Below are 22,360 nucleotides of genomic sequence, written 5' to 3'. Positions count from 1 at the left end.
CATGCAGAGAACAAGACTGGCGCCGGACTACGAGATTTCGCGGGTTATCCGCGGCGGCTGGCAGATGGCCAGCGGCCATGGAGCCGCGCGCAGCGACGATCCCGTGGCAGACATGATCGCATTCGTCGATGCCGGCATCACCACCTTCGACTGTGCTGACATCTACACTGGGGTGGAAGAGCTGATCGGTCGCTTCCGGTTGCGCTACCGGGATATGCGCGGGCAGACCGCGCTCGACCGCATCAAGGTTCACACCAAGTTCGTGCCCGACCTCGACGTGCTGCCGCGCATCACCAAAGCCTACGTTGAAGGCGTCATCGATCAGTCGCTGAAGCGCCTCAACCTCGATCGGCTCGACCTCGTGCAGTTCCACTGGTGGGATTATGAAGCGTCGCGCTGGCTGGAGACGGCGGGCTGGCTGGAAGAGCTGAGGCGCGCCGGCAAGATCGACAAGATCGGCGGCACCAATTTCGACACCGGCCATGTCGAGGAGATCGTAGCTTCAGGCGTGCCCTTGACCTCCATGCAGGTGCAATATTCCTTGCTCGACGCCAGACCGGCCAAACGAATGGCGGCGCTGGCCGCCGAAAAAGGCTTCTCGCTGCTCTGCTATGGCACCGTCGCCGGCGGTTTTCTGGGTGACCGTTGGCTCGGTGCGCCGGAGCCGGTCGAACCCTACGAGAACCGTTCACTCGTCAAATACAAGCTGATCATCGACGATTTCGGCGGCTGGGACTTGTTCCAGCGCCTGTTGCGGACCTTGCGAACCATAGCCGATCGCCATGACGTCGATATAGCCACGATTGCCAGCGCGGCGATGCTCCTGCGTCCGGCGGTGGCTGGCGTCATCGTCGGCGCTCGTAGCCGCGCGCATCTGGCTTCCAACCTCGCGATTGCCGACATCGTTCTGACCGCCGAGGATCAGCAACAGATAGCTGCCGTGCTTGCCGAGGCGCATGAACTTGAAGGCGATGTCTACGCGCTCGAGCGCGATCGTGAAGGCCGCCACGGATCGATCATGAAATACAACCTGAACAAGGGAGCGGCCTGACGCCAGCTTGCCAGCTAAATCCGTCTTTGCAGACCAAAACAAGGCCGTGTCGGCAGCAGGGCCACAACAAAGGGGAATGACATGAAGAACTATCTTTTCGCCACCACCGTGCTGACTGCACTTGCCGCTTCTTCCCTTCCAACGCTTGCCGCCGATTGCGACATCACCGTCGGCCTCGTCATGGAGCTCACGGGTCCTGCTGGCGAATACGGACAGGCCGGTGCGAAATCGGTCGAGATGGCTTTCCGCGATTTCAACGAAGCCGGTGGTGTTGGCGGCTGCAAATTGATCACCGATACGCGTGATAGCCAGAGCCAGGGTAATGTCGCGGTCGATCAGGCGACCCAGCTCGTCAACATCAAGAAAGTGCCGGTGATCATCGGCGGCATCATCTCGTCGGTGTCGATCCCGATCCTGACCTCGGTAACCGCGCCGGCCGGTGTCGTGCAGGTGTCGCCGGCCTCGTCCTCCCCAACGCTGACGACGCTTGGAAAGGACGGCAAGACCAATGGTGTGTTCTTCCGCACCATCACCTCCGATGCCCTGCAGGGCACCGCCGCAGCGAAATATGCGATCGACCAGGGCCTGAAGAAGCTCGCCATCATCCATGTCAACAACGACTTCGGCGTCAACATGGTCAAGGAATTCGCCGACGCCTACAAGAAGCTCGGCGGCACCATCACCTCGACGACACCCTACAACGAGAAGCAGGCGAGCTATTCCGCGGAAGCCAGCGCAGCCATGGCGGGCGAGCCGGAAGCGCTCTATCTGGTCAGCTACCCGGTCGATGGTGCGACAATCGCCCGCGCCTGGATTTCCGGCGGCGGAGCCCAGAAATTCCTGCTCAATGACGGCATGAATTCGGCCGAGTTCATCGACGCGGTCGGCGCGCAGTATCTGAAAGAGGCCTATGGGACGTCGTCCGGCACCAGCAAGACGGCGTCGACCGATTATTTCTACGGCGCTTATGAGGCCTTCTCAGGCGGTATCAAGCCGGACGCCCCTGCCGCCGACCGTTCCTACGATGCGGGCGCGATCGTGGCGCTGGCGATAGCCAAGGCCGGCAGGGGCGATGCCGCCGCGATCAAGGCGGCCATTCCGGAAGTTGTCGCGGCAGGTGGCGCACCGATCCATGCCGGCAAGGCGGAATTCACCAAGGCGCTGGCGCTGATCAAGGAGGGCAAGCCGGTGAAGTATGAGGGGGTCATCGGCCCGGTCTCCTTCGACCAGTATGGCGACATCACCGGCCCGTTCCGCCTGTGGAAGATAAAGGACGGCAAGGTCGAGACTGTTGGCGAGATGAGCGCCGACGCGGTCGCCAAGACCAAGGCGGAAATGCAAAAATAGCAGATCGCCGGCCACCCCTGCTGAAACAGGTTTTCGGCAGGGGTGGCTCAGTGACCTGCTGGTTTGCCTTGCGGTGCGAAGCCGCAGCGAGGCATTTGGTCCCTGGACATCCGGCATAGCCGGCGATGTCGCAATTCCCCCATCGCAACACAGCTGCCCTCTAACGGCTGCCGCGGATCGGCATGCGCCTTCCGCCTTCGGCGCTAGCCTGGCGTCGCACAACGTCGGGTGCGACCGACACGCGGTTACGACCGTCGGATTTGGCCTGGTACAGCGCCCTGTCTGCGCGTTCGACCAGGTGGCGCCAGTCGCGGGGGCTGCGCTGGCCGCAGGCGACGCCGAAGCTGGCGGTGATGGCGAGCTGAGCACCGCCGGGAATGGTGAAGCGATGTCCCTGCAGCGTCATGCGGATGCCCTCGGCGAGGTGGGCGGCATGGTCGATGTCGGGACAGGCAAACAAGAGCGCGAACTCCTCGCCACCGAAGCGGGCGACGACGCCGCCGGCTGGCGTCTCACGCTTCAGCAATGTCGCGGTGTCGACCAGCACCCGGTCGCCGGCGAGATGGCCATGGCTGTCGTTGATGTTCTTGAAATGGTCGATGTCGACCATCACCAGACACAGCGTTTCGTCAGCGGGCAGCCTGCCGCCGCCATTCTGGGCGATATGGTCCAGCGTGCGTCGGTTCAACACGCCGGTCAGGCCGTCGGTCTCGGCCTGCACCCTGAGCTCGCTGGTCAGCGAGGCGCGCTCGCGCATCCTATCCTGCAACACGTCGATGGCATTGAACAGGCGCACGATCTCGCCGGCACCGCCGAGATCGGCGCGCGCGGCTGGCGGGCGATCCTCGGCCAGGCCAATCACCTCCTCATGCGCCTGCAGCAGCGGGCGGAAGACGTCGCGGCGCACAGCCAAAAGCACGCCGATCAAGACCGCGAGAATGACCGCCGTTGCCAATGCCACGGCAAGGAAGAGGCGCAAAGCGCCGTCACGCTCCATCGAGAAGCGCGACACCATTTCGTCGAGGAAGGCCATGCGGTAGTCCTCGATCGGCTTCATGGTCGGCACGAAGCGCGTGGTCAGATCGGTCGCGGTGATCGAGTAGTTGGTGGAATCCTTGCCTTCCTTGATGACCTTGTCGATGAGGTCCATGCCGACGCCAAAGAACAGCGCGTCGATGGCGGCCTGGTTCTTGGCGAGGTCGGGCACGGCGTTGAGCGCGGTCTGGCTGTGCAGCATCTGCCAGATTTCGTAGATGCGACCCTGGCTCTGGCGCGCGTCGATGATGTTGGGCAGTGGGATACGCTGGTGCGAGGCAAGCGGCGCGATCACCTCGGAGGCCGCCCGGCCGCCATATTCGCGCAGATCCGCGAGCATCTGGCCGATGAGCGCCGGCGCCGCCAGTCCGCTGTCGTGGCTGATCAACTCGTTTGAGCGCCACGTCACTACGGAGCGAAAGCGGTCCGAAACGTCGAACATCGCCTCAATCGCCTGCTGCATCGCCCGAAGCTTGGCCTCGTCGCCCTTGGAGGCCTGGACTTGGTCGACCTTGTCCCTTGCCTCGGCCAGCGCCGCCGTGACAGCCGCGAGAAGCGCGGACGGCACCGGATGGTCATGGAGCAGGAAAGGCACCTCCGGCGCAGCGGCCAGACCAGCGAGAGCGGCGTCGCTGCGGGCGCGGAAATCCGCCAGGCGCTTCAGGGAGGCATCGCTGGGCGAGGGGCTCTCCGACATGACGTTGTTGGCTGGTCCGCGCTCGGCTGAAAGGAAATTCGCGGCATCGAGAATTTGGCGATAATACTGGATGTCGTAGAGGTTCTGCCTGGCCTCGGCGAAATCATTCCACGCCCGCGACAGGATCATGGTGGCCAGCACTGTTGCGCAGAGCACAGCCAGGCCAATGCTGAACGACAGTTTCGGATAGAGGCTCTGGTCGCGGTTCAACCGGCGCAGGCGCAGCCGTAGCGCGTCGAGCGACCACCGGGTTTCGGCGCGGCGCCGGCGCGAGCCGAAAGGCGTGGCCGCGGCGTTGGCGGACGCTGCCTCTGGGCTCTGGGAGTTGGTCTGCATCATTGAAGGATCGGCCTGAAACGGTACGCTGTCTTACTGCACGTTCTAACGACCCCCACCTTTCGTTTGGTGAAGACGGTTGGTTAAATCGGAGTTAGCGGGTCTCTGCGCCTTTTCAGTGACAGTATGATATTGCATCGGGCGCCGCTTGTCAGCGGCGGCGGTGTTTCGCTCCGGGCGCCAACGTTCGGCTGCGTCGCCACTCAATGGCGCTCACCAAACCGAAGGAACGGCCCGTCGCCGGGTCGACGGCGGGCCGAAACGATTATTGCGGTCTGGCTTCGTAGACCTTCTTGCCTCCATACATGGTCCAGACAACCTTGGTGTCGCCGATCTCCTTGGCGGAGACTGACAGCACGTCGCGATCGACCAGCGCGAAGTCCGCGGCCTTGCCGGGCTCGATCGACCCGATGCGGTCGGCGCGACGCAACGCCTTGGCCGCGTTGATCGTGTAGGCGTAGAGCATCGCCTCCGCGCTCACCGCCTCCTTGTCGAGCAACACCCCCTTAGGCCCCTCGCGGTTCATCGCCGTGCGGATGGCCAGGAAGGGATTGGGCGAGGACACCGGCCAGTCGCTAGCGCCGGCGATGGTGGCACCGGCCTTGAGCAGCGAATTGGCCGGATAGATCCACTGCATGAAGGCCGGGTCGAGATAAGGCTCCAGCATGTCGGTGGTGAACTCGTCCTTCAGCGCCCAGATCAACTGCATGGCGGCGATGACGCCCAGTTGCTTGAAGCGGGGGACGTCCTGCGGCTGTACGATTTCGAGATGGGTGATAGTGTGCGGAATGCCGCTGTCGCCATTCGTCTTGCGTGCCGCCTCGATGCCATCCAGTGCCTCGGTCACCGCGCGATCGCCGATCGCGTGAATGTGGACGAGGGCGCCGCGCTTGTCGGCTTCCGTCACCAGCGCCTTGAACTTGTCGGTGCCGATCACCTCCGGTCCTGGCGTGCCGAGGTTCTTGTAAGGCTTGGACAGCGACGCGGTCTGAGCCGGATATTCGATGACGCCGTCGGCGAAGATCTTGATGCCGCCTACCATCAAACGGTCGCTCTTGGGGTATTTGGTGGCCAGCGTGTCATAGACCTCCATGGCTTGCGGACCGCTGGCCGCGTTGAGCAGCGCCATGCCGGTGACATGCGCGGTCAACTCGCCATTGTCGGCCAAAGCCTTGTAGGCCGGCAGGATGCCTTCCTGTTCCTTCGTCGGCGAGGCGCTGAAGATGGCGCCCGTGGGCTCCACATTGACGATCGGGTCGAGCCAGGCGGTGATGCCGTCGCCGTTCATCTCCTTGACGGCGGCGCGTAGGGCTTCCTTCTGAGCCTCGAGCGGAACCGGTGGCAGCGCCGTCAGCACCTTGTCCCAGCCAGCATCGGCGACAAAACCGTTCGGCGCGCCATCCGCGCCTAGCGTGTAGAATTTGCGGTCGGCCTCGGCGAGACCGTCGACGAAGTCCTTGGTGACTCCGGCGCGGGTCAGCAGTGCCTTGTTGGCCCAGCCGGTATGCCCGTCTGAGCCGACCAGCACGACCGGCATCTTGTCGTAAGGGGCCGCGTTGAACAGCCCGTCGAGTTCCGCCGGTTGCCAGTAAGCGGCGGTGATGACGCCGAGGCGCAGGACATCGCCCACCAAACCGCGTTTGTTGTCGATCGATTCCGTTGCGAACTTGCCGAGCTCCGCGATGGCGCGGCTTTCCTCGGGCAGGATCGCCGAGACCGAATTGAACCCGGCGAACAACGCGTGGACGTGGGCGTCGATCAGGCCGGGCAGCAGCATGCCGCCGCCGAGGTCGATCTTTTCCGCGTCCGCCGAGGCCGCCTTTTCGACATCGGCGAGCTTGCCGACGGCAAGGATGTTGCCATCGCGGATTGCCACCGCTTCGGCGCTCGGCGCCGCGGTGTTGGCGGTGAATACCTTGCCGTTGGTCAGGATCATGTCGGCCGCGAGGGCCAGGCTGGGCATCGACAGACCAGCCAGAAGTGCGCCTATGAAGCCGGCGCCGGCTTTGCTTAGTGTCAAGACACGTTCACTCCCTTTCGTTTCGGTTGCCTTCCACGGACCGAACCAGGGCCGTGCGCCCTAGTGCAGTCCGCCCACTCCCAGCAGCCGCTCGACCGTCGAGTGGTCCGCTGCAAGTTCCTGCGGCGTGCCCCGCCAGGCGATGCGTCCCCGTTCGAGCACGATCACCTGGTCGGCGAAGTCGAGCGCGCTCTGGATACGCTGCTCGACAAGCACGATCGTCATGTCTCCCTGTTTGGCGAGGGTGGCGAAAGCCGCCATCAGTTCGTCGCAGATTACCGGGGCGAGGCCCTCGAGCGGCTCGTCCAGCAACAGCAGCGTCGGTTGTCCGAGGATAGAGCGTGCCGTCGACAGCATCTGCTGCTCGCCACCCGACAGCTGCGAGCCGAGATTGCGCCGCCGTTCCGCCAAGCGCGGGAACATCCGGTAGGCTTCCGCGATTGCCTCCCTGGGCCTTCCCTTGAGGCCGACGAACAGATTTTCCTCGACAGTGAGGGTTGGGAAGACCCAGCGCGCCTGTGGCACATAGCCCACGCCACTCAGCGCGCGTTGCGCGGTGGCGAGGCCGGTGATGTCGGCGCCGCCGACGAGGATCGAGCCACCTATGTGACGGGTCAGGCCTGCCAGTGTCGCCAGCAGGGTGGTCTTGCCCATGCCGTTGCGGCCAAGCACCGCCAGGCGCGCGCCGGCGGGCACGGAAAGCGAGACATCTTCCAGCACCCGTGTCGGGCCATAGCCGGCCGACAGGCCGGTGACCTCAAGCGGCGCGGCCGGCATCGGCATAGCTCCCAAGATAGGCTTCGCGCACGCGCTGGTCGTGTGTCACATCCGAAGGCGATCCGTCGAAGATGATGGTGCCGGCGGCGAGAACGACCACGCGCCTGGCGAAGCGGAAGACGAGGTCCATGTCATGTTCGATCATCAGGACGGCAAGATCGGTGGGCAGGCCGGCAAGGGCTGCGTCGATGCGACCAGTGTCGCTCTGCGGCACGCCGGCGGCCGGTTCGTCGAGCAGTAGCACCTTCGGCTTCAGCGCTAGCGCCATCGCGATCTCCAAGAGCCGCTGCTGGCCATAGGCGATCTCGCGCACCTTGCGGTGCGCCTGCGTCTCCAGGCCGAGCGCAGCCAGAAGCGTATTGGTCTCCGCCATCACTTCCGGACGATCCAGATAGCTGCCGGTCATGTTGTTGGCGCGACCGTTGCGCTGGAGGATGGCCAGCGCGATATGTTCGGCCGGGCTCATGTCCTGGAACAGCCGCGTCACCTGGAAGGAGCGGACCAGCCCACGCCTGACGCGCTCGGCGGGACCGGCGCGGGTCAGGGTTTCGCCAGCCATCAGCACCTCGCCGGCGTCGGGCTTCAGATTGCCGGTCACTAGATTGACGAAGGTGGTTTTGCCGGCGCCATTAGGCCCGATCAGGGCGACACGGTCGCCGGGATGGAGCGACAGCGAGACATTGTCGGTGACGGCGAGGCCGCCGAAGGATTTCTTCAGGTTGCGGACTTCGAAGACCGGGGTCATGGCTGTTTCTCGCCTGGGCGCGAGAAACGGTCGGCGAGGGTGCCGTAGAGACCTTTCGGCGCGAACAGTACGACGGCGACGAGCAGCGCGCCGACGATGGTCAGCCAGTGGAACGGGTTGGCCGCGGCGACGAAATCCTCGAACAGCATGAAGATCACCGTGCCGGCCAGCGCGCCGAACAGCGAACCGGTGCCGCCGAGAACGAGCATGACGAGGGCCTCGGCCGACTGCGTGAACGACAGGCTGTCCAGCCCGACCACCTGCGTCGAGATTGCGCTGAGCGCTCCGCCGACGCCGGCGACGCCACCGGAGAGGACGAACATCCTCAACAGGGTCGCATTGGGCGATGCGCCCATCGCACGGATGCGCACCGGGTCTTCCTTGGCTCCGCGGCACAACATGCCGAAGGGGGAACGCACGATGATGCGCAGGACAATGAAGACGATCACCAGTAGCGCCACGCCATAGGCATAGGCCGTGCGGCTCCACAGGTCGAAGGCGAACAGGCCGAACAATGGAGCCGGCATGATGCCGGACAACCCGTCGCTGCCGCCGCTCCACGACGTCGTCTTGTTGGCGAATTCGTGGAACAGATGGACGAGCGCGATCGACAGCACCAGTTGCGGCAGGCCGTGGGCGCGCAGCATGACGAGCCCGCAGACGAAACCTGCGACCATGCCGCCGACGAGGCCGGCCAGCGTCATCAAAAGCGGGTCGGTGATGCCGAAATGGACGGCGCCAATGCCGGCCGCATAAGCGCCGGCGCCGAACAGCGCCGCCTGTCCGAGCGTTGCGATGCCGCCATAGCCGGTGACGAGATCGAGCGACAGCACCAGCAGGGCGATGGCGATAATGCGGGTCAGGAGGGCGAGGTTGTTGGGAAACAGCAGATAGCCGATTGCGGCAATCAGGAGGATGGCGCCGATGCCGACGAGGTCGCCAGCGATGGGTCGCCTTCGTTTCGGCACGGTCCCGGCATCGGTGCTGGTGGCAGCCGACATCAGCCACGCCTCCCGGCCAGGCCGTGCGGGAACAGGCAGACGATGGCGATGACGGCCAGATAGAAGAAGAATTCGCCGAATTCGGGCATCCAGTAACGACCGGCCGTATCGATGCCGCCGAGGAGCAGGCAGGCGGCGAGTGCACCGGGGATGGAGCCGGCGCCGCCGACCGAGACCACGACCAGGAACGTCACCATGTAGCGCAGCGCGTAATAGGGCTCGACCGGCAGCAGCTCGGCGCCGAGGACGCCGCCGAGTGCGGCGAGGCCAACGGCGATGGCAAAGGAGACTGCATAGACAATCTCAGTACGCACGCCGAGTGCGGCCGCCATCGATGCGTTGTCGACGGAGGCGCGCAGCTTGATGCCGAAACCGGTTCGCTCGATGGCGAACCAGAGGGCCGCCGCCACCGTCAATCCGGCGACAATGGCGAATATCTTGTGCGCGGCGATGGAGCGGAAGCCGAGGTCGACCGAGCCTTGCAGCGCATGGGGCAAGGGGATGGTCTTCAGCGTCGGGCCGAAGATGTAGTTGGCGATGCCGATGATCATGAAGGTGATGCCGATGGTCATCAGCACCTGGGTGAGTTCCGGCGCGCTATAGATACGCCGGTAGAGCAATCGCTCGATCGGCGCCGCGATGACGATGGTGCCGAAAACGGCGAGCAGGATGGCCACGGCGTAACCGAGACCGAGCGACTGCGCCGCATAGGAGGCGATGTAGCCGCCGATCATGGCGAAGGCGCCATGGGCAAGGTTGACCACGCGCATCAGCCCCATCGTCACCGACAGGCCGATGGAAATGACGAACAGCACCATGCCGTAGGCAAGCGCGTCGACGGCGACGCTGAAGACAGTCTGCATTACGCACCTCCCTTCGCGCATCCTGCGCCAGGATCATGTCGGCGTCGATGGATGGTCAAGCCACGGGGATCGGCGGCCCGCCGCGCGTTGGGACGGCAGCGGCGGGACGGCTAGGCTCGAACAGGCTTATTTCTTGGCGGCGAGGCCAGGATCGCCCTGCTTTTCGAAAGCGCGGATTTCCTTGTTGTAGTAGGTTCCATCCGCTGCCTTGGTGACTTCGCGCAGATAGATGTTCTCGACGATGTGCCGGCTTTCCGGATCGATGGAGACCGGGCCGCGCGGGCTCGTCCAGGACAGGCCCTTGACGGCGCCGACCGCCTTCTCGGCATCCTGCTTGCCGCCGGTCGCCTCGATCATCTTGTAGATGACATGCATGCCGTCATAGGCGCCTACCGCCGGGAAGGAGAGTTCGGCCGCATTGCCGATCACCTTGCTGGCCGCCGCGACGAAGGCCTTGTTCTCGGGCGAGTCATGCGAAACGGCATAATGGAACGTCGTCTGCAGGCCGAGCGCGCTTTCGCCGAGCGCTGGCAGGTCGGATTCCTGGGTCAGGTCACCCGGCGCGAAGAACTTGATGCCGGCCGCCTTCAGGCCGTTCTCGTTGTAAGCCTTGACGAAACCGAGCGTGGGCGGGCCTGAGGGCAGGAACACGAACAGCCCATCGGCGCCGGAATCCTTGATGCGCTGCATGATCGGGGAGAAGTCGGCGGTCGACATCGGCATGCGCAATTGTTCGACCACAGAGCCGCCAGCCTTCTCGAAGCCGGCCTTGAAGGCCGCTTCCGCGTCATGGCCGGGCGCATAGTCGGCGACGACGGTGACGACCTTCCTGGCGCCGTCGTCGAAAGCCACCTGAGCCATCGGCGACACGGTCTGCCAGATGGTGAAGGAGGTGCGCACCACATAGGGGCTCTTGGTTACGATCGCCGAGGCGGCGGCGTTCATCACCACCATCGGCACATTGGCCTGCTGGAGCAGCGGAGTGGCCGCCATCGCGTCCGGCGTGAAATAGAAACCGCCCAGATACTGTACGCCCTCCTTGACGATCAGCTCCTGCGCCAGCGCCTTCGATTGCGCCGGATCAGCCTGCGGTACGTCGCGATAAATGATCTCGACCTCGTGGTTGCCGACCTTGCGGCCATTTATGGCCATATAGGCGTCGATGCCTGCCTTGAAGTTCTTGCCTTGTAGGGCGAAGGGGCCGGAAAACGGGCCAACGATGCCGACCTTGATCGTGTCGGCATAAGCGGCACTGCTCATGGCCGCGGCCAGAAGCGCTGCCGAAAGCAAGCGTTTCATGATTCCTCCCTCATCGACGACCTTCGGGTCTTTCCAGAAATTTTGACAGACGATTCAGTAATGTAAAATGAAATGATCGGCCTTTCTCATATTCCCCAGGTTATTGTTCGGCGCCAAGCCGGGTGATGTTGGCTGCAAGCGCGGCGGCAAGCCGGGTTGATGCAGCGACGGCCGAGATCATCTGCGGGAAGATCATCCATTCCAGCGTCCAGGCCACGCCGGAGCGTTCCTGTTCGTGCACCAGCGCGCCGTGCATGCCGGGGAGTTGCGTGGCGTTGAAGCGGGCGAGCGTAACTAAAACCTCGGCGGCGACCGGGTTCTGCTTATGCGGCATGGCTGAGGATACGCCGCCGCCGGCCAGCTCGATCTCGTCGCCAGCCTGCGCCATCAGCGCGACATCCTGGCCGAACTTGCCGAGCCCGCCGGTGACCAACGACAGGATGGACGCGAGATCGGCGAGCCGGTCACGCTGGCTGTGCCATTGCGGGGCATCGGTGAGGCAGAGTTCGATGGCCAAAGTGGCGCGGACCATTGCCGCCTTGTCGCCGAGCTGGTCCAGCGTGCCGGCGGCGCCGCCGAACTGCAGCGCCAGGCCATCCTTCGACCAGTCGCGCAGGCGTTCCAGATTGCGCTCGGCAGGCCGCCGCCAGGCATCGAGGCGATCACGCACATTTATGGGGATCGCCGCCTGCATACGGGTCCGCGCGATTAGCACACGATGCCCATCGCGCTTGTCGATGTCAGTGATGGCGTCGACGAAGGCTTCCAGTCGCTTTTCGATCGTCGCCAGTGCCGGCTTCAGGCGCAGCATCAGGCTGGTGTCGATGACATCCTGGCTGGTGGCACCGAAATGAACGTGGCGCGCCGCCTCGCCGCCGACGGCCTCCCGCAACTGGCGTACAAGTTCGGGCACGACGACGCCGTCGACGGCAACGGCGGCGCGCAAGCGGTTGAGATCGGGGCTGAATGACGCGACCGCGCGGGCGATCTCGGCTGCTGCTTGCCCGGAAATGATGTCGGCCTTCGTCTCGACCCTGGCAAGGGCTGCCTCGAAGGCCAGCATCGCCTTGAGGTCGGCGGCCACGGAGAACCAGTTCGAAACCTCCTCGTCGCCGAGTAGGCCGCCGAGGATGGGATGGTCGAAAGGGCTGACGCTCATCTTCGCCGCGTCAGATGTCGAGGAAGACGGTTTCCCGCTCGCCCTGCAGATGGATGTCGAACACATAGTTGTTGCTGGCCTCTTCGCGGGCGATCAGCGTCGCCACGCGGGAGCGATGCTCGATGCGCGCCAGAACCGGGTCCTCGGGATTGGCCTCGGCCTCGTCTGGAAAATACATGCGCGTGTGCAGGCCGAGATTGATGCCGCGCGCGACGATCCAGAAGGTGATGTGCGGCGCCATTAGCCTGCCGTCCTTGTAGGGGACGCGGCCGGGTTTGATGGTGGCGAAAGCAAAGCGGCCGGTCTCGCCGTCGCAGGCGCAGCGCCCCCAGCCGGTAAAATTCGGATCGGCGGTGCCGCGCAGCTCGGCCGGGCTGTTGTGGAGCCCTGCCGCGTCGGCCTGCCAGATCTCGACGAGCCCGTCGCGCAACGGTGCACCGGCGCCGTCGATGACACGGCCACTAACGGAAATGCGCGTCCCGCGCGTCTTGTCGCTAACCATGCCGGCGCCGAGGTCGGCGGCATAAACGCCGCCGATGCCGGAAGCATTGGGCGTCAGCCCGATATGCACATAGGGGCCGGCGGTCTGCGATGCCGTTTCCTTCAGATAGCCGAGAGCCTGGGTCATCAAGGTCGTGAACTCTTCGCCATTTCAGGTGACTTTTCGATCATCTTCTCGGGGCCGCGACCTAGTTACCGTCCAGCCGGTTCTCGAACAGGGTCGAGCGCCTGCCGCGCAGCACGATATCAAACTTGTAGGCGCGCGCATCCATGGGGATGGTGTTTTCCATGTCGAGCGGGGCGACGAGCAGCTCGACGGCGCGCCGCTCGGGAATGGTGCGCACGATCGGGCAGCGCCAGATGAGTGGATCGCCCTCGAAATACATCTGAGTGATCAGCCGTTGCACGAAGCCGTGGCCGAACACCGAAAAATGGATATGCGCCGGCCGCCAGTCGTTGGGGCCGTTCGGCCAGGGGTAGGGGCCGGGCTTGATGGTGCGGAAACGGTAATTGCCATTCTCGTCGCTGATGCAGCGGCCGCAGCCGCCGAAATTGGGATCGAGCGGCGCGAGGTAAATTTCTCGTCTGTGCCGGTAGCGGCCGCCGGCATTGGCCTGCCAGAATTCGAGCAGGGCGCCCGGCACGCCGTGGCCGCGTTCGTCCAGAACCTGACCGTGAACGATGATGCGTTCGCCGATCGCGGATTCTCCCGGCCGCGCGAAATTGTGGATGAGGTCGTTGTCGAGTTCGCCGATGATCGAGTGGCCGAAGACCGGGCCGGTGATTTCCGAGATTGTGTTGTCGAGCGCCAGCAAGGCCTTTTGCGGCGAACGCAGCACGGACGTCTTGTAGTCAGGCGTGTAGGCCGGCGGATGCCAGGTGCGGTCGCGCGGGAAGAACGCTCCCGTCTCGGGCTTGCGATTGGGCAGGTCGCTCATGATCAGGCCACCTCCTTTGCGTCGAGCGCGTCGAACACCTGCTTGGCGGTGCGGATCGCCCGGTTGGCGGCCGGTACGCCGGCATAGATGGCGACATGCAGCAACGCCTCGGTGATGTCCTCGCGCGTCGCGCCGGTGTTGACGGTGGCGCGCACATGCATGGCGACTTCCTCGTCATGGCCGAGTGCTGCCAGCAGCGCGATCGTCACGATCGAGCGCTCGCGCTTGGTCCAATTGGGTCGCGACCAAACCGCGCCCCAGGCCGCTTCGGTGATCAGGTCCTGGAACGGACGGTCGAAATCGGTGGATGCCATCTCCGCCCGGTCGACATGGGCATCGCCCAGGACCTTGCGGCGGGTCTCGATCCCCAGCAGATGGCGTTCCGATACCGTTTCGTTCGCGGCCATGTCAGCCCCTCTTGGATGAAGACACAATGAAGGCACCAAGCAGCGCGGCAAAGGCATCCGGCTGTTCGACGCAAGGGATGTGGCCGGCATCGGCGACAATCTCGCAGCGTGCACCCGGCACGAGATCGGCCAGTGCGCGGACGAGGGCCGGCGGTGTCGAGCCGTCCTGGTCGCCGACGACACAGATTGTCGGGACGGAGACGCGCCTGGCCTGTTCGGTCATGTCGGCGCTGCGGAGTGCCTCGCAGGCCGCGACGTAACCATCGACGGGCTGGCGCACCAGCATGGTGCGGTAGGCGGTTAGTTCGTCCGGCCGAGCAGCGTGGAAGGCCGGCGTGAACCATTTTTCCATGATGCCATAGGCGAAACCGGCGATGCCAACGGTTTTGGCAATTTCGATACGCTCGTTCCAGGACTGCGGCGTTCCGATTTTGTGCGCGGTGTCCGAGAGAACCAGCGCGCCGACGAGGTCGGGGCGCGTTGCGTGCAGATCGAGTGCGATCAGGCCGCCGATCGACAGGCCGCAGATGACGGCCTGGCTGATGGCGAGGTGGTCGAGCAGGGCGGCGAGGTCGGCGGCGTGGGTGGCGATGCTCGCCGGCGCGTCGCCGAGGCCGGACAGGCCATGGCCGCGCTTGTCATAGACCAGCGTCGCGCAGTCACCGGCGAGGCGGCTGACGACATCGTCCCAGATGCGGAAGTCGGTGCCCAGCGAATTGATTAAGACGACGACCGGGCCGGAGCTTGGCGCCCCGGTCAAACGGTGGTGCAGGACTATGCCGTTGATCGTCGCCAGTTGCACGCAAGCTCTCCTTGCCTTCCTTGTTGTCCTTTCGTTTGGTTAAGTAAAATAATAAATTCCGCCAAACGATTAACTGACGGGTTATGGCCGCGATGATCGATCAGCGCATCAAGTTCCGCCATCTGCAGACATTCGTCGAGGTGTCGCGGCAGAAAAGCGTGATGAAGGCCGCCGAGACGCTGAATGTGAGCCAGCCTGCGGTGACCAAGACCATCCGCGAGCTGGAGGAGGCGCTGGGGGTGCGGGTGCTGGAACGCGACGGGCGCGGCATTCGCGTGACGCGGCTGGGGGAGGTTTTCCTGCGCCATGCGGGCGCCGCGATCTCGGCGCTGCGGCAAGGGGTGGATTCGATCGCCGCCGACAGCCTCGGCAACGCGCCGCCGGTGCGGGTGGGTGCGCTGCCCACGGTCTCGACCCGCATCATGCCGCACGCGATGCGGTTGTTCCTTGGCGAAAACACTAGCAGCCGTGTCAAGATCGTGACCGGCGAGAACGCGGTGCTGCTCAATCAATTGCGCGTCGGTGACCTCGACATCGTGGTAGGCCGGCTGGCGGCGCCGGAGCAGATGGCGGGATTTTCCTTCGAACATCTTTATTCGGAGGAGGTGCGTTTCGTGGTGCGTGCCGGTCATCCTTTGCTCACGGGCGGCGCCTTCGTCTTCTCCGACCTGGTCGACTATGTGGTGCTGATGCCGACGCGGACCTCGATCATCAGGCCGTTCGTGGAACGTCTTTTGATCGCCAACGGCATGCCGAACTGGCCGAACCAGATAGAAACGGTCTCCCACGCTTTCGGCCGTGCCTTCGTGCGCTCCACGGACGCCGTCTGGGTGATCTCGGAGGGTGTGGTGGCAGCTGATGTCGCCGAGGGGTTTCTCGTCACCCTGCCGATCGACACCAGCGAGACCAAGGGGCCGGTCGGGCTCACCATCCGCACGGATTCGGTGCCGACGCTCGCACTCGGGCTTTTGATGCAGACCCTTCGCGAGGCGGCCGGCGCGATACCCCAGTAGGGAGGTTCGGGCAATCTTCCGGCGCCAGCCTTTCCGGGGCTTGGTATCGGCGCCTTGCATATCCGCAACCCGTCACCTAGCTAATACGGACCTTTGATGGACCGGAGTTTCCCCAACATGGATTTGACCCTCGCTGCCTTCACCCGTCCGGTTTCGCTGCGAGAAGTCCTGTCCCATGCCTGCATTCATCACCCTGTCCAATCTGTGCTGGTCAACGCCTGACGGCACACCGCTTTTCACCGATCTCAATTTAAGTTTCGGCGCGGAGCGCGCCGGCGTCGTAGGGCGCAACGGCACCGGCAAGACGACGCTTCTGCGTCTGATCCAAGCCGAGTTGCAGCCGCAATCGGGCGCCATTCAGGTTTCCGGCACGCTCGGTCTGATGCGCCAGGATATCGGCGCGCGCGACGGTGAAACCATCGCCGACCTGTTCGACGCGCGGCGCGCGCTGGCTTTGCTCGATCGCGCCGAGGCCGGCCTGGCGAGCGCCGACGAGCTGGCCGACGCAGACTGGACGCTGCATGCGCGGCTCGACGCAGCGCTGTCGCGCTGCGGCCTCGATACTGATCCGCGGACGCCGCTGGCATCACTTTCCGGCGGTCAACGCACCCGTGCCGGCCTTGCAGCGCTCATCTTCGCCGGGGCGGATATGCTGCTTCTCGACGAGCCGACGAACAATCTGGACAGAGCCGGACGGGGGGCCGTTCTGGAAATTATCAGAGGGTGGCGCGGCGGAGCCCTGATCGTCAGCCATGACCGCGAACTCCTCGAGGAAATGGACGCCATAGTCGAGCTGAGCACGCTTGGCGCGACGCGATATGGCGGCAACTACAGCGCTTACCGGGCGCGCAAGGCCGAGGAGCTCGAGGCGGCCCGTCACGATCTCGCCCACGCCGAACGAACGCGGGTCGAAATCGATCGCCGGGCTCAGCAGGTGGCCGAGCGCAAGGCGCGCAAGGACAGCGCCGGCCAAAAGGCGCGCGCCAAGGGAGACCAGCCCAAGATCCTGATGGATGCCGCGAAGGGAAGGGCCGAATCCTCCGGCGGCGCCAATGCCCGCTTGCGCGAGGCGCGGCATGAGGTTGCGCTGGAGGCTCTTACCGCAGCGCGCGAAAAGCTCGAGGTCCAACAGCCGCTGCGCATGGACATACCCTCGACTGACCTGCCGCCGAACAAACTGGTTCTGCGGCTCGACGGTTTGACGGGAGGGTACGATCCGGTGCAACCCGCCATCCGCGATCTGTCCCTTGCGATCACCGGGCCGGAGCGCATTGCGATCGCCGGACCGAACGGCAGCGGCAAGACCACGCTTCTTGCGTTGATTGCCGGCCAGCTCGAACCGTGTAGCGGCAAGGTGGATCTGCATGTGAGGCACGCATTGCTGGACCAGCATGTGGGCATTCTCGATCCCGCCCTCTCATTGCGGGACAATTTCCGGCGGCTGAACCCCGGCTCAAGCGAGAACCAGTGCCGGTCGGCTCTGGCCCGTTTCCGGTTCCGCGCTGATGACGCGTTGCGAATGGCCGGCAGCCTGAGCGGCGGCGAAAGGCTGCGCGCAGGTTTGGCCTGCACGCTGGGTCGCGCCGAGCCGCCTCAGCTTCTCATGCTGGACGAGCCGACCAATCACCTCGATCTGGACGCAGTCGAAGCCTTGGAAGCAGCGCTCGCAGCCTATGATGGCGCGCTGCTAGTGGTGAGCCACGACGAGGCATTCATGGAGGGGCTTGTCCTCGATCGCAGGGTCGACCTTGCCGGGAGATCGGGAGGCTGAACGGCGGTAACCCATCGTCCTCGCAGGATCGGTCATAGATTTGCCGGATACGTCCTGGCGCCATGCCAGCCATGGAACCTACGGTTTTCATCGAACCCGTCGCGCCTGAAACGCGCGAGGAATTCGCCTCCGTTCTGCGGGATGCGAGCGCATGGCAGAGATCGATCGGTTCTGAAAGTTGGATCTCGCCCTTCGATGATGCATGGATGCTGCCACGGATCGCGAGGCGCGAACTGTTTCTCGCACGCGTCCAAGGCGAAACCGCCGGAGCATTTCGACTGCTTCGCGAAGACCGCGACTTCTGGGGCGACGGCGAAGTCGGCGACAGCCTTTACCTGCACACGTTCGCGGTGCTCCGGACATATGCCGGAGCGGGGGTAGGAAAGGCGATCATAGACTATGTTGTCGACCAGGGGCGGGCGCTCGGCCGGGAATACATCAAGCTCGATTGCTTCTCGTCGAGCCCGCGATTGGTGTACTATTACGAGAGGCATGGGTTCATATTGGCCGGAACCGTTACCGTGCGCGGCAAGTCCATGAAGCTGATGCAGCGCGCGCTTCGCGGCGTGCCCGGTACCCGCTAGCTGTCGTTCGTAGGTGTTCCGTTGGTGCCCGCCTCAGTAAGGCAGGCCGACATAGTTTTCGGCGAGCGCCGCCGCCGCCGCGCGCGAATGGGTGAGATAGTCGAGTTCGGCTTCCTGGATCCTGCGTTCGAAATCCGTGCTGTCGGGGAAGCGGTGGAGCATGGTGGTCATCCACCAGGAAAAGCGCACGGCCTTCCAGACCCGGGCCAGCGCGCGCCGCGAGTAGGCATCGACGCCGGCGGTGGAGTGCTCGGCGAAGAATTCGCGCAGGCCTTCGAACAAATAGTGCACGTCACTTGCCGCGAGGTTGAGACCCTTGGCGCCGGTCGGCGGCACGATGTGGGCGGCATCGCCGACGAGGAACAGGCGGCCGAAGCGCAGCGGCTCGGCAACGAAGGACCGCAGCGGTGCGATGGATTTCTCGAAGGATGGCCCGGTGACGACTGCTTGCGCGTGATGAAGCGGCAGGCGCCGACGCAACTCGTCCCAGAAGCGCTCGTCGCTCCAGGCTTCCACCTGCTCGTCCGCCGAGACCTGGACATAATAGCGGCTGCGGGTCGTCGAGCGCATCGAGCAAAGTGCGAAGCCGCGCTCGTGGTTGGCATAGACCAGTTCGTGGCTCACCGGCGGCACATCCGCTAGCAGGCCCAGCCAGCCGAACGGATAGACCCGTTCGAATGTGCGGATCGCTTCGACTGGAACGTTTTTGCGGCTGACGCCGTGAAAACCGTCGCAGCCAGCGATGATCTCGCAGTCGATCCGTCCGGCGATGCTGTCCTTCACATAGGTGACATGTGGCTTGTCGCCGGCAAAATCGTGCGGCGTGACATCGTGGGCATCGTAGAGCGTCAGCGCGCCGGTCGCTTCGCGTGCCTGGATCAGGTCGCGCGTCATCTCCGTCTGGCCGTAGATGGTGACGTGCTTGCCGTCGGTCAGGTTGGCGAGGTCAATGCGATGGTCGCGGCCGTCGAAAGCGATGGAGAACCCTTCGTGGATGAGGGCTTTCTCGCGCAGGCGCGCGGCGGCGCCGGCTTGCTCGACGAGGTCGACCGTGCCTTGTTCCAGAACGCCGGCCCGCACGCGGCCGAGGATGTATTCCTTGTCGACGCGGTCGAGAATGATGTTGTCGATGCCGGCCTTGGTGAGAAGCTGGCCAAGCAGCAGGCCCGACGGCCCCGAACCAATGATGACGACCTGCGTTCGCATTCAGTCTCCAGATTGGCGGAGGGCCAGATCAGCGGCCCGCCTGTGAGGCCGCACCATTGCCCAACCTGCCGGTTCGGTAAAATGATATCTAAGGCCGATCGTATATATGGATCGTTATGAAAGCCGGGGACGGTTGTGCGGTGGGGGGACGAAATCGCTCCCTTGCCGGGCGATCGAGGCGGCGCGATCAGGCAGGGTGATCGGACCCACCACGGCCCAGAGCAACGGTGTTGCCCGAGTCCGCCATGAGCCGCCTTTGCGATGGGCCCGATCGCTCTCGGGGCTATTCGACTCGCTCTCTGGTGGCCAAACGTTTTGATCCGCCAGCCACAGTTGCCGGCCGGATTGGTAAACCAATGCTTAACGGAATGCGGTCGCGACGCACATGTGTCTTGCGCAGAGAAGGCCGGCGGCCTCGCATATTCGCATCCAGTACCTCATCCACGGCTGTGAGGTCAAAAAAGTATCGGTTATGCTGGCCGAACGTGGTGGCGCGGTTTTGACGATGGGATTAGCGTTTTCCCAGATGTCAGAGCTGAAGCGAATTCAGCCGATAGGGAAAAGGGCCGCGACGGGAGGACCATCTCGCGCCCCGGAGGAAACGAGCATGGGACCGGACCTGGAAGTCGTCCAGATTCGACAGGGTGAATCGTTCAAGGCCTGGTCGCACGGCTATCCGTTCCGCACGGTGCGCTGGCATTTCCATCCCGAATACGAACTCCACCTCGTGGTGGCGACGGCCGGCCGTTATTTCGTCGGCGATTTCATCGGTGAATTCGAACCGGGCAACCTCGTGCTTGCGGGGCCGAACCTTCCGCACAACTGGGTCAGCGATGTTCCCGAGGGTTCGACCATTCCGTTGCGCTGCCGCATCCTGCAATTCAGCGAGGGCTTCATCGGCGACATCATGAAGGTGCTGCCGGAGCTCGCAGCGCTCGGCCCGGTGCTGGAATGGTCGCGGCGCGGCGTATTGTTCTCGACCGAGACGAGCCGCCAGGCGGCACCGATGATGGAAGAATTGATGGAGGCGCAGGGTGTGCGCCGCATCGAACTCTTCATGGCCATCGCCGGCCTGCTCAGCCGGGCGCAGGGCGCGCGCATGCTGGCCAGCCCAAGCTATATCCCGGACCCTTCCGGCTATATGTCGGCCGGCATCAACAAGGCGCTCGCCTATCTGCGCGAAAACCTGACGCAGCCTTTCGGTGAGGCCGATCTGGCGAGGATCGCCGGACAGTCGACCAGTGCGTTCTCGCGTACCTTCCGCCGCCACACCGGCATGACGCTGGTTCAATATGTGAAGCGGCTGCGGATAAACCTCGCCTGCCAGATCCTGATGAGCGAGGAGCAGGCACCGATCACCGACATCTGCTTCGAGGTCGGCTTCAACAATCTGTCGAATTTCAACCGCCAATTCCTGGCCGAGAAGGGCATGACGCCGTCGCGTTTCCGGCGACTGGTCGTCGACCATATCAACGCGGCGAAGGCCGCCTAGGAGGGAGGGCCAGGGAGGAAACCCATAAGAAAATGCATGACGCGAGCGGCTCGATCGTGGCTCGCGAGGGGAGGCCTTTGTCCGAAATTGCCTCTCGGGGAAGTTCGCGGAGCGGTCAGGAGACGCCGTGGAAACACCTGGGTGAGAGCCGCCGGACCTTTGCCGAACAGCGCAGATCAACACACTGCAACGATGTCATCTAAGGGAGAAGATGGAATGACCAAACACTCATGGAAAACGACCGGCCTGGCCATGCTGGCCCTGTCGCTCGTCAGCGGAACGGCACTCGCGCAAAGCGCCGACGGCGCTACCGTGGCCTTCCTGATGCCGGACCAAGCGTCGACCCGCTATGAGGAGCACGACTATCCGGGCTTCAAGGCCGAGATGGAAAAGCTCTGCGCCACCTGCAAGGTACTTTACCAGAACGCCGACGCCGATGCGGCGCGCCAGCAGCAGCAGTTCAACTCGATGATCACCCAAGGCGCCAAGGTGATCGTCATCGATCCCGTCGATTCCACCGCCGCCACCTCGCTGGTCAAGCAGGCGCAGGCCCAGGGCGTGAAGGTCATCGCCTATGACCGTCCGATCCCGAAGGCCAAGGCCGATTTCTACGTGTCCTTCGACAACGAGGCCATCGGCAAGTCGATCGCCGAATCGCTGGTCAAGCACCTGAAGGACAAGGGCGTGAAGGCCGGCGAGGGCACCGGCGTGCTGCAGATCAACGGTTCGCCGACCGACGCGGCGGCCGGGCTGATCAAGAAGGGCATCCACGCCGGCCTCGACAAGAGCGGTTATCCGATCCTGGCCGAATACGACACGCCAGAATGGGCGCCGCCGAAGGCCCAGCAGTGGGCCAGCGGCCAGATCACCCGCTTCGACAGGAAAATCCTGGGTGTGGTGGCCGCCAATGACGGTACCGGCGGTGGCGCAATCGCCGCGTTCAAGGCGGCGGGCTTCAATCCGGTTCCGCCGATCACCGGCAACGACGCGACACTGGCCGCGCTGCAGCTGATCGTCGCCGGCGACCAGTACAACACCATCAACAAGCCGAGCGAGATCGTCGCGGCGGCCGCCGCCAACATCGCCGTTCAGCTCCTCAAGGGCGAGACGCCGAAGGCCGAGGCGACGCTGTTCGACACACCCTCGCAGCTGTTCGTGCCGGTGGTGGTCACCGCCGAGAACCTAAAGGCGGAGATCATCGACAAGAAGATCGCCACCGCCGAACAGATCTGCGTCGACCGCTATGCCGAGGGCTGCAAGAAGCTCGGCATCACCAAGTAGCCGCAGGCGCGGCAACCGCCCCGTCAGACCGGCGG

The 22,360-nt window shown here is 64.2% G+C and carries 20 protein-coding genes; 7 read left to right on the top strand and 13 right to left on the bottom strand.

Annotated elements, in window-relative coordinates; translation table 11 throughout:
• Position 1: 1 nt before the first annotated feature.
• Both AB4136_RS19195 and AB4136_RS19190 read left to right on the top strand, forming a co-directional pair.
• Positions 2 to 1,051 carry an aldo/keto reductase gene (locus AB4136_RS19195; RefSeq protein WP_024923572.1) on the top strand — a complete coding sequence of 350 codons (1,050 nt, stop codon included), beginning with the start codon at positions 2 to 4 and terminating at the stop codon, positions 1,049 to 1,051.
• 81 nt (positions 1,052 to 1,132) lie between these two features.
• Entirely contained in the window at positions 1,133 to 2,398 is a 1,266-nt protein-coding gene (locus AB4136_RS19190; RefSeq protein ID WP_024923571.1) for an ABC transporter substrate-binding protein, read from the top strand.
• 160 nt (positions 2,399 to 2,558) lie between these two features.
• Here AB4136_RS19190 and AB4136_RS19185 read toward each other — a convergent pair whose 3' ends face one another.
• The 12 genes from AB4136_RS19185 to pcaD all read right to left on the bottom strand — a co-directional run bounded on the left by AB4136_RS19185 (position 2,559) and on the right by pcaD (position 14,978).
• Positions 2,559 to 4,469 carry a GGDEF domain-containing protein gene (locus AB4136_RS19185; protein ID WP_024923570.1) on the bottom strand — a complete coding sequence of 637 codons (1,911 nt, stop codon included), beginning with the start codon at positions 4,467 to 4,469 and terminating at the stop codon, positions 2,559 to 2,561.
• Between the two features lie 262 nt (positions 4,470 to 4,731).
• Positions 4,732 to 6,486: an amidohydrolase gene (locus AB4136_RS19180; protein WP_024923569.1), complete on the bottom strand. Its 1,755-nt coding sequence runs from the start codon at positions 6,484 to 6,486 to the stop codon at positions 4,732 to 4,734.
• A gap of 60 nt (positions 6,487 to 6,546) precedes the next feature.
• Positions 6,547 to 7,263, bottom strand: coding sequence for an ABC transporter ATP-binding protein (locus tag AB4136_RS19175; RefSeq protein WP_137900842.1), 717 nt, complete (start codon positions 7,261 to 7,263; stop codon positions 6,547 to 6,549).
• On the bottom strand, positions 7,244 to 8,008 hold the full coding sequence (locus tag AB4136_RS19170) for an ABC transporter ATP-binding protein (protein ID WP_137900841.1): 765 nt from the start codon (positions 8,006 to 8,008) through the stop codon (positions 7,244 to 7,246). The genes AB4136_RS19175 and AB4136_RS19170 overlap by 20 nt, the downstream gene beginning before the upstream one ends.
• Positions 8,005 to 9,009 carry a branched-chain amino acid ABC transporter permease gene (locus AB4136_RS19165; RefSeq protein ID WP_137900840.1) on the bottom strand — a complete coding sequence of 335 codons (1,005 nt, stop codon included), beginning with the start codon at positions 9,007 to 9,009 and terminating at the stop codon, positions 8,005 to 8,007. The genes AB4136_RS19170 and AB4136_RS19165 overlap by 4 nt, the downstream gene beginning before the upstream one ends.
• The gene (locus AB4136_RS19160) at positions 9,009 to 9,872 is read right to left on the bottom strand and encodes a branched-chain amino acid ABC transporter permease (RefSeq protein WP_137900839.1); all 864 of its coding nucleotides are present in this window, start codon (positions 9,870 to 9,872) and stop codon (positions 9,009 to 9,011) included. The genes AB4136_RS19165 and AB4136_RS19160 overlap by 1 nt, the downstream gene beginning before the upstream one ends.
• A 126-nt stretch (positions 9,873 to 9,998) precedes the next feature.
• Positions 9,999 to 11,171, bottom strand: coding sequence for an ABC transporter substrate-binding protein (locus AB4136_RS19155; RefSeq protein ID WP_137900838.1), 1,173 nt, complete (start codon positions 11,169 to 11,171; stop codon positions 9,999 to 10,001).
• A gap of 100 nt (positions 11,172 to 11,271) precedes the next feature.
• Positions 11,272 to 12,330: a 3-carboxy-cis,cis-muconate cycloisomerase gene (locus AB4136_RS19150; protein WP_137900837.1), complete on the bottom strand. Its 1,059-nt coding sequence runs from the start codon at positions 12,328 to 12,330 to the stop codon at positions 11,272 to 11,274.
• 10 nt (positions 12,331 to 12,340) lie between these two features.
• Positions 12,341 to 12,958 (bottom strand): protocatechuate 3,4-dioxygenase subunit alpha, encoded by a 618-nt coding sequence (gene pcaG, locus AB4136_RS19145; protein WP_137900836.1) that lies wholly within the window; start codon positions 12,956 to 12,958, stop codon positions 12,341 to 12,343.
• A 61-nt stretch (positions 12,959 to 13,019) separates the two neighbouring features.
• On the bottom strand, positions 13,020 to 13,769 hold the full coding sequence (gene pcaH / locus AB4136_RS19140; RefSeq protein WP_024923561.1) for a protocatechuate 3,4-dioxygenase subunit beta: 750 nt from the start codon (positions 13,767 to 13,769) through the stop codon (positions 13,020 to 13,022).
• A 2-nt stretch (positions 13,770 to 13,771) separates the two neighbouring features.
• A complete protein-coding gene (gene pcaC / locus AB4136_RS19135) occupies positions 13,772 to 14,176 on the bottom strand; it encodes a 4-carboxymuconolactone decarboxylase (RefSeq protein ID WP_024923560.1) in 405 nt (134 codons plus the stop codon).
• Position 14,177: 1 nt separating this feature from the next.
• Complete coding sequence (gene pcaD, locus AB4136_RS19130; RefSeq protein WP_024923559.1) at positions 14,178 to 14,978, bottom strand: 3-oxoadipate enol-lactonase; 801 nt, start codon at positions 14,976 to 14,978, stop codon at positions 14,178 to 14,180.
• A 92-nt stretch (positions 14,979 to 15,070) separates the two neighbouring features.
• On the opposite strand from pcaD, the gene pcaQ reads away from it, so the two are divergent.
• From pcaQ to AB4136_RS19115, 3 genes are all read left to right on the top strand, one after another.
• Positions 15,071 to 15,991 carry a pca operon transcription factor PcaQ gene (pcaQ, locus tag AB4136_RS19125; protein WP_024923558.1) on the top strand — a complete coding sequence of 307 codons (921 nt, stop codon included), beginning with the start codon at positions 15,071 to 15,073 and terminating at the stop codon, positions 15,989 to 15,991.
• Between the two features lie 175 nt (positions 15,992 to 16,166).
• A complete protein-coding gene (locus AB4136_RS19120) occupies positions 16,167 to 17,762 on the top strand; it encodes an ABC-F family ATP-binding cassette domain-containing protein (protein WP_024923557.1) in 1,596 nt (531 codons plus the stop codon).
• A gap of 62 nt (positions 17,763 to 17,824) precedes the next feature.
• The gene (locus AB4136_RS19115) at positions 17,825 to 18,346 is read left to right on the top strand and encodes a GNAT family N-acetyltransferase (protein ID WP_024927237.1); all 522 of its coding nucleotides are present in this window, start codon (positions 17,825 to 17,827) and stop codon (positions 18,344 to 18,346) included.
• A 33-nt stretch (positions 18,347 to 18,379) separates the two neighbouring features.
• Here the strand turns inward: AB4136_RS19115 and pobA are convergent, their stop codons facing one another.
• Positions 18,380 to 19,552, bottom strand: a complete 1,173-nt coding sequence (pobA, locus tag AB4136_RS19110) for a 4-hydroxybenzoate 3-monooxygenase (RefSeq protein WP_024923555.1) — start codon at positions 19,550 to 19,552, stop codon at positions 18,380 to 18,382.
• Positions 19,553 to 20,159: 607 nt separating this feature from the next.
• Here pobA and AB4136_RS19105 point away from each other — a divergent pair.
• A complete protein-coding gene (locus AB4136_RS19105; RefSeq protein WP_024923554.1) occupies positions 20,160 to 21,044 on the top strand; it encodes an AraC family transcriptional regulator in 885 nt (294 codons plus the stop codon).
• A 216-nt stretch (positions 21,045 to 21,260) separates the two neighbouring features.
• Positions 21,261 to 22,325 (top strand): ABC transporter substrate-binding protein, encoded by a 1,065-nt coding sequence (locus AB4136_RS19100; RefSeq protein ID WP_024923553.1) that lies wholly within the window; start codon positions 21,261 to 21,263, stop codon positions 22,323 to 22,325.
• Positions 22,326 to 22,360 lie beyond the last annotated feature (35 nt).

Source organism: Mesorhizobium sp. 2RAF21, from assembly GCF_052115345.1.
Classification (GTDB): Bacteria; Pseudomonadota; Alphaproteobacteria; order Rhizobiales; family Rhizobiaceae; genus Mesorhizobium; species Mesorhizobium terrae.
Note: the sequence above shows the minus strand (reverse complement) of the source record. Positions and strands in the feature narration are given on the sequence as shown.